At 59.6% G+C, this 6,992-nt stretch carries 5 protein-coding genes; 2 read left to right on the top strand and 3 right to left on the bottom strand.

The window, feature by feature from the left end:
• Positions 1 to 225: 225 nt before the first annotated feature.
• The gene (locus JOZ06_RS07905) at positions 226 to 1,443 is read right to left on the bottom strand and encodes a cyclopropane-fatty-acyl-phospholipid synthase family protein (protein ID WP_293231007.1); all 1,218 of its coding nucleotides are present in this window, start codon (positions 1,441 to 1,443) and stop codon (positions 226 to 228) included.
• Positions 1,444 to 1,722: 279 nt separating this feature from the next.
• Between JOZ06_RS07905 and JOZ06_RS07900 the strand changes: the two genes are divergently transcribed.
• Positions 1,723 to 3,339 (top strand): methyl-accepting chemotaxis protein, encoded by a 1,617-nt coding sequence (locus tag JOZ06_RS07900; protein ID WP_293231004.1) that lies wholly within the window; start codon positions 1,723 to 1,725, stop codon positions 3,337 to 3,339.
• 211 nt (positions 3,340 to 3,550) lie between these two features.
• A complete protein-coding gene (locus JOZ06_RS07895; RefSeq protein ID WP_293231002.1) occupies positions 3,551 to 4,489 on the top strand; it encodes a LysR family transcriptional regulator in 939 nt (312 codons plus the stop codon).
• A 91-nt stretch (positions 4,490 to 4,580) separates the two neighbouring features.
• Here the strand turns inward: JOZ06_RS07895 and JOZ06_RS07890 are convergent, their stop codons facing one another.
• Together JOZ06_RS07890 and JOZ06_RS07885 are read right to left on the bottom strand one after the other, a co-directional pair.
• Positions 4,581 to 5,513 carry an ROK family protein gene (locus JOZ06_RS07890; RefSeq protein ID WP_293230999.1) on the bottom strand — a complete coding sequence of 311 codons (933 nt, stop codon included), beginning with the start codon at positions 5,511 to 5,513 and terminating at the stop codon, positions 4,581 to 4,583.
• Between the two features lie 28 nt (positions 5,514 to 5,541).
• Positions 5,542 to 6,990, bottom strand: a complete 1,449-nt coding sequence (locus tag JOZ06_RS07885) for an amino acid permease (protein WP_293230996.1) — start codon at positions 6,988 to 6,990, stop codon at positions 5,542 to 5,544.
• Between the last annotated feature and the right edge of the window lie 2 nt (positions 6,991 to 6,992).

The raw sequence follows: 6,992 nt of genomic DNA, 5'->3' as shown, positions 1-6,992 counted from the left end.
GCGCCACGTAGGACAACACGAGGGCAAAGACGAAACCGAGGAACAGGGAAACGGAGAAGGTATCGATGTGGACGCTCGAAAAACCATCGGCGGAATTCCAGAACGTCAAATGGTGCTTGATATACTCAGATGCGTTGCTTGCCATTGTGTTTCTTTCGTCCTGCTTAAGTCCAGGGGCGGAAAGGCCGGGGCGTCACCGCCTCGCCGGCCTTTCGAGTGCCATCATCAAGCGGCGCAGTACATGTAACGCCGCGACCATTCGATTTGCCGGCTCGGTTGCCCCGACTTCTGGCAGAGCACCTGATAGAGGGACACATCGTCCTGATCGAATGCATAAGCGCAACCGGCCAGGTACACGCGCCAGATCCGATGCCTTTGTTCGTCAACCATTTGGCGGATACTGGCCGAATTTTTTTCGTAATTCCGGCTCCAGATGGCCAAGGTTTTTGCGTAATGGCGCCGCAGGTTCTCGACGTCCAGCGATTCCAGGCCGCCTTGTTGCATGGCCTTGAGTGCCTGGCCGATATGGGGCAATTCGCCGTCTGGAAAGACAAACTGGTCTATAAAGCGCCCGCCGCCATGTTTTGTCTCGGTATGATCCGCATCCGACAGCGTGATGCCGTGATTGAGGCACAAACCGTCAAAGGTCAACAGGTCGCTGATTTTGCTGAAATAGCTCACCAAGTTGGCTCTGCCGACATGTTCGAACATGCCGACGCTGGTGATCCGGTCGAATTGCCCGGTCACATCGCGATAGTCGCACAGCGCAATGGTTACCTGGTCTTCCAGTCCCAGCCTCTTGACTTGCTCGGTGGCGAACTCGTATTGATTCTGTGAAAGGGTGACACCCGTGCAATGCGCGCCGTGTTGCTGAGCGGCGCGGATAACCAATGCGCCCCACCCGCAGCCGATGTCCAGCAGCCGCTGCCCAGGACGGATCCTTATTTTGGTCAGAATGTGATCGAGTTTCTTGATCTGCGCCGTTGCCAAGTCCTCATCTCCATTTTCGAAATACGCACAGGAATAAACGAGGTTTTTGTCCAAGAACTGCTGGTAGAACGCGTTGGATACGTCGTAGTGGTATTGGATGGCCTGCTTGTCGCTCGCCCGGGTATGCATCAGCCTTTGGGCCGCCTTCTCGAGGACCGACTTCCCGGTACTCGTCATATCCCCAAGCCGGGTTAGCAGGTAGCTCATGTCGATGATATCGGTCAGTTGTCCTTCCACATCGAGATGTCCGTTCACGTAGGCCGTACCTAGCGTATCGAGCGTGGGCGTAATCAGACCGGGTAATGCCAGAGGACTGGTGACGGAAATGACGATCTTGGGTATGGAAAATTCGCCGAGATCGAAGATTTCGCCGCTCCATAGCTTAATGCGGGCAGGTAAATTCGCCTGCCGTCTCACCTTGTCGGCAAATTCGGAAAATCGCTTTTTAATCATGTTCCCACCTAGGAATCAATCTAGCATCGGTGCGGTATTGGCTCATCTCGTTGCCTGAGCCGCGCGCACAAATGAAGCGTTTGATGTCGAGTAACATTTTGCAAACGAGGCCAAATCGTAATGGCTGTTTTAGCCTTTTTGAATAACTGTTCACGCAAATTTGTTTTGCAAAAGCAGGAAGTTACCCGAACGGCAAAAGTCATTTGCCGCTGCGGTTATTCTCGATAGGATTTTCGCGGAAGTAGTATCGGGGTCAGTGCTTTATTGAGAATAATGAGAATGAGTATCAAGAAACGACTGCTATTTACGCTAATGACCGCTTTGGCCGCGCTCGTGCTTATTGGTGGCTATGGCGTGCGGGAACTGGATCTCGCCCAATCACGGTTTAACTACGTTGAAGTCAATACCTTTCCCCGCCTCAAAATGATGTCTCAGGCTCAGCGTGCGGTAATGGAAATCCGTACTGCCACGCTGAAACACATCATGGCGAGCGATGCCGGCGACAAAGCGCGCCTGGAAGCGGATATTGCTCGTTCCGACACGGTTTTCGACGCCGCCATGGCAGGCTATATGGCGAACGACCTTACCGACGATCAGGGTTGGAAAATGGTGCAAGCCGACAGTGATGCCATGGCACATTACCGGCAGTTGAGAGATCAGGTGCTGTCCGCCTCGCGCGCCAATCAGCAGGCGGTCGCCGTTCGGCTGAATGAGGGCGTGCTGAATGAAAGCGGCATGGTGCTGATGAAGGCGCTGGATGACCATATCAATTACTGCTACGGGATGGCGCATGCCATCTCGTTACAGAACAATGCCGCCTATCAGCAGTCGCTTTGGGCTTCCGCCATCGTCATCGTCGGCGCGCTATTGATGGTCATCGCGTTGGCCACACGCATCTTTCGCATCATTTCGCGCGGATTGGGATCGATCGAGCAGACGATCGAGCATACCAGCGAGCAGTTGGACTTCACCCGCCGCGCGGAGATTTTAGGCCGCGACGAGATCGCAAGAACGGCCCAGGCGTTCAACGCGCTGCTGGACCGACTACAGGCGCATTTCATCGGTTTGCGCGACGGCGCCCGGGAAGTTGCCGCCGCCTCGCAGTTGCTCGCCGCCGATGCTCAGCAAGTCTCCACCGCCTCCTGTACGCAAAGCGAAGCGGCAGCCGCGATCGCGACCTCGATAGAAGAGATGACGGTCAGTGTCAAGCATGTGGCGGAACAGGCGAAACTGACGCGGGACAATACAACGGAAGCGGCCTCCCTGGTCGAAGAGGGGGCGAAAATCATCGAGCATACCATTCGCGATATTCATGAAATTTCAACCGTCGTCAAATCCTCCTCGTCCGGCATTCAAGAGCTGGAAAGCTATACAGACAAGGTCGGAGCCGTCGTCAGCGTCATCCGGGAGATTGCCGACCAAACCAATCTGCTGGCCCTGAACGCCGCTATCGAAGCTGCGCGTGCAGGCGAAGCCGGGAGGGGCTTTGCCGTCGTGGCCGATGAGGTACGGAAACTCGCCGAGCGCACCGCCCATTCCACGCAGGAAATATCGGAGACGATCGGCACCATGGTTGAACGCATGCATCAATCCACCGTGCAAATGATGGCCGCTCAGCAATTGGTCGAGACAAGCGTCAACCGCGCGGACGAAGCGGAGCAGGCGATCATACGTATTGGCGCGAACGCGGCCGATTCATCGGAGCGGATTGGCGAAATTGCCGTTGCCATCGAGCAGCAGAGCGTCTCCGGCAATATTATCGCAACCCAGATGGAAGCCAGCGCGCGTATGACGGAACAGGCGAACGATGCGGCCGGGCACGTGTCGCTTAGCGCCGTTTTACTCGATGAGCTGGCGAAGAATCAGATCGGGACATTGAAGCAGTACATGATTTGAACCGGCATCACTCCGTTTCACCTCAGATTTTGCGCTCACGTTCTTAAATGATTGAGGTAGCGAGGCAGTGTGTTATAAAATCCGCAAAAATTTGAGCAGAGATTCTGGCCTCTGCGCGCCTGATCCGGCAACCGACCAGCAGGAGCGGGGGCGGCTCCCGGATTCCTTAATTCGCTGTATTGATCATCGTGGACGAGTTGGTGAGGTAAGAGTGGATTACTTTGCGGCGATGCGGATTTTCGTCCAGGTAGCCGAATTGGGGAGCTTCACCAAAGCGGCGGAAAAAGAGGGCGTCAAGATCTCGACGGTCTCGCGTTGCATTGGCGCGCTGGAGTCGGATCTTGGCGCCTCGCTGTTCAACCGCTCGACACGCGCCCTGCACCTGACCGAGGCTGGTCAGCATTTCTTTGACCGCTGCATAAACATTCTCGATGAGTTGGAGCTTGCCCGGCATTCCGCCACGTCCTTTGCCCAAAATCCCAAGGGGGTGCTGCGTCTGATGATGCCGGTCGATTTCGGTCGGCTGCATATCGTGCCCCACCTGCCTGACTTCATGACGGAATATCCGGATATCGAGCTGGATATCGCGATGGTGGATGAAACGCTCGACATGATTGGCGGTGGATACGATCTTGCAGTACAGGCGGGCGCATTGGCCGATTCGAGCCTTTTCTCCAGACGATTGGCGCCGCTTCGTCAGGTCTTGGTGGCCAGCCCGGCCTATCTGAATGCCACGGATTCTCCCCAGGTTCCGCAGGACTTGGCGCACATGGAAAGCGTGCTCTTTGCGCTCAAAGCCAAGAACTATTGGCACTTCAGTCAGAATACGCTTGAAGGGACACAGCAATTCACCGTCCAAGCGTCAGGAAAAATCAGAGCAAACCACTCCGAAGCGATTCGGGAAGCCTGTTTGGCCGGATTGGGCCTCGCCGTGTTGCCCACGTGGCTGGTGGGCAGCGCGATAGTGGCGGGACATCTGGTCCGCGTTCTGGATGCATGGGACGTCGAGATTGCTCCTGGCCCGGACAGGGCCATCTGGGGCGTTTATCCGCCCAAGAAAGTCATTCCGCCCAAGGTGCGCGCCTTCCTGGCGTTTTTTGAACAGCGGTTCGGCAGCCCGCCCTATTGGGACAGGGGTTTGCCCCGGTAGGCATGGCGGCGGTTCCGCAACGGCGCCGGCAATAGAAACCCGCACAGCACAAGGCTTTGCGGGTTTTCACTTTATTGCCGAGGCAAGATGATCAGCCGAGCGCTTCCATGCCGCACAGGATGGCGCCTTGCAACGCGGCGCCCTGTTCGAACGCCGCCAAGACCACCTGCGGCGGATAGGGGCAGGTGCGGGCGAGCCCTTGAGTCAGCGCCTGAATGATGCGCGGCACGCGCGCCATGCCGCCGCCGACGGCGATGCGCTCGGGGTCGAGCGTCAGCACGATATTGACCACGTGCACCACCAGCACATCCAACGCCTGGTCGAGCAGGGCGGCGACCTCGGGGTGCGCCGGCGCCAGGTCGAACGCCTGGCGGCAGCTGACCGCCTGTCCGAGCAAGGCGCTGGCGCGATCGGCCAACGCCCGGCCGGACACGAACTGTTCCAGCGGCGCGCCGCCGTCGGCGAACGGCACTTCGCCCGGTACGCCGCGCAACTGATAGGCGATCTCGCCCGCCGCGCCGTGCGCGCCGCGCAGCACCTTGCCGTCGATCACCGCGGCGGCGGCGAGCCCCGTACCCAGGTTGACGTACAGGCCGCAGGACAAGTCCTTGAGCGCGCCGCAACGCGCCTCCGCCAGCGCGGCGGCCTTGGCGTCGGTTTCCACGCGCACGTTCTCGACGTCGAATTGCCGGCGCAAGGTGTCGGCCATTGCCAGCGTCTCCCAGCCGGGATTGTTCGGCGCGAGGCGGATGCCATTCGCCTCGACGATGCCCGGCGTGACCGCCGCCACGGCGCCGAGCTTGCCGCCATGCTTCTGGCGGGTCTGGGCGATCAGACCCGCGGCGGCATCGTGCATGCGCGTCATCACACGCGCGGCGCCGTCATGGGCCTGGGTGGGAATTTCCAGCTCGGCCAGCCGCTCGCCTTGCGGCGTGGCGGTGGCCATGGCGATCTTGGTGCCGCCGAAATCGATCGCCAGCAGAAACGCTTGCTCGGCCGGGGTGGTGGGATGAGAGGGCTGCATGAGCGAATATCCTTGTTGGCTCTTTTTCTTAGGATTGCGGGCCTGCTTGACGCTGGCGCTCCAGATAGACTTCATGTACTTCGCACGGAGCAAACGGCCAAGAGCGGGAAGTGCGCGCCCAGATCAGGAAGGCGACGATCCCGAGCCCGATCCATGCCGCGGACAGAATCTGCGATTCGCTATCCGCCATATAGAACACGAAGATCCAGCCCGCGAACGCCAGCAGGTTCGGCAACGGATAGAGCCATTGCTTGTACGGTCGGACGAGCTGCGGCTGACGGCGGCGCAGCACGGTCAGCGCGACGATCTGGCCGAGCGACTGCAGGATGACCGTGACCGCCACCAGCATGTTGATCACCGTGGTCAGGTCGAAGAAGGTGCCGACCGCCATGATCGCGGTCATCGCCAAGAGCGCGATGTGCGGAAAGGCGTGCTTCGGGTGCATCTTGCCGAAGGCGGACAGGAATACGCCGTCGCGCGCCGCATAGAACGGCACGCGCGAACCGCCGAGCAACCCGGCGAATACCGAGGCGAAGGCGGCTACCAGGATCAGCACGGTGACGATCGCCGCCGCGGTGTGGCCCCAGTTCTTCTCGATCACCAACGATGCCACCGACGGCGACTTGGCCACGGTTTGCCACGGCACCGAGCCGATGACGCCGATGTTCATCGCCAGATAGAACGCCATGACGACGACGATGGAGATGATGATCGAACGCGGCATGACGCGGCCGGGGTTCTTCAGTTCATCGCCCATGTAGGCGGTGGTGTTGTAGCCGGCGTAGTCGTAGATGGCGATGATCAGGCCAGCGCCCAGGCCGGTGAGGAACTTCGACGGCTGCATCGCATCCGGCGGAATGGCGGTGGCCAGGCTGAGATGGAAGTCGGTATAGGCGGCCGCGGTGGTCAGGCCGAGCGCCAGGATCAGGATGACCCACATGATGGTGCTGAGCGTGCGGATCGACTCGATGCGGCGATAGAGCGCCAACAAGACGATGGCGGTCACCACCAGGCCGATGGCATGGCCTTGACCCGGCGTGAGATTGGGGAAGAAGAAATTCAGGTATTGCACGAAACCGATGACGCCGGTGCTCATGGTGAGCGGGATGGTTAGCATGGCAGTCCACACGAACAGGAACGGCATCAGCCGGCCGGTGCGGTATTGGAACGCCTCGCGGAAATACAGATAGGTGCCGCCGGCGCCCGGCATGGCGGCGCCGAGCTCGGCCCACACCAGGCCGTCGGCCATCGACAAGAGCGCGCCGACAATCCAGCCGACGACGGCCAGCGGGCCGTTGGCCACGGCGACGATGGCGGGGATGGTGATGAACGGGCCGATGCCGCACATCTGGATCATGTTGATGGCGACAGCGGGAAACAAGCCGATGGAGCGGTGGAAATGCGTTTGGGTGTCAGCCGGAGGGCTGGCCTCCTGTGCCGCTGTGGCGGCGAGGGGGCTGGACGTCGTGTTAGTCATCC

It is taken from the genome of Paludibacterium sp. (assembly GCF_019232825.1).
Lineage (GTDB): Bacteria > Pseudomonadota > Gammaproteobacteria > Burkholderiales > Chromobacteriaceae > Paludibacterium.
This window is presented reverse-complemented; position numbering and strand designations above follow the sequence as displayed.

Bases quoted from the DNA above. Each gene is read 5' to 3' on its own strand.
- JOZ06_RS07905 (WP_293231007.1), bottom strand. From the start codon at position 1,443: ATGATTAAAAAGCGATTTTCCGAATTTGCCGACAAGGTGAGACGGCAG.
- JOZ06_RS07900 (WP_293231004.1), top strand. From the start codon at position 1,723: ATGAGTATCAAGAAACGACTGCTATTTACGCTAATGACCGCTTTGGCC.
- JOZ06_RS07890 (WP_293230999.1), bottom strand. From the start codon at position 5,513: ATGCAGCCCTCTCATCCCACCACCCCGGCCGAGCAAGCGTTTCTGCTG.
- JOZ06_RS07885 (WP_293230996.1), bottom strand. From the start codon at position 6,990: ATGACTAACACGACGTCCAGCCCCCTCGCCGCCACAGCGGCACAGGAG.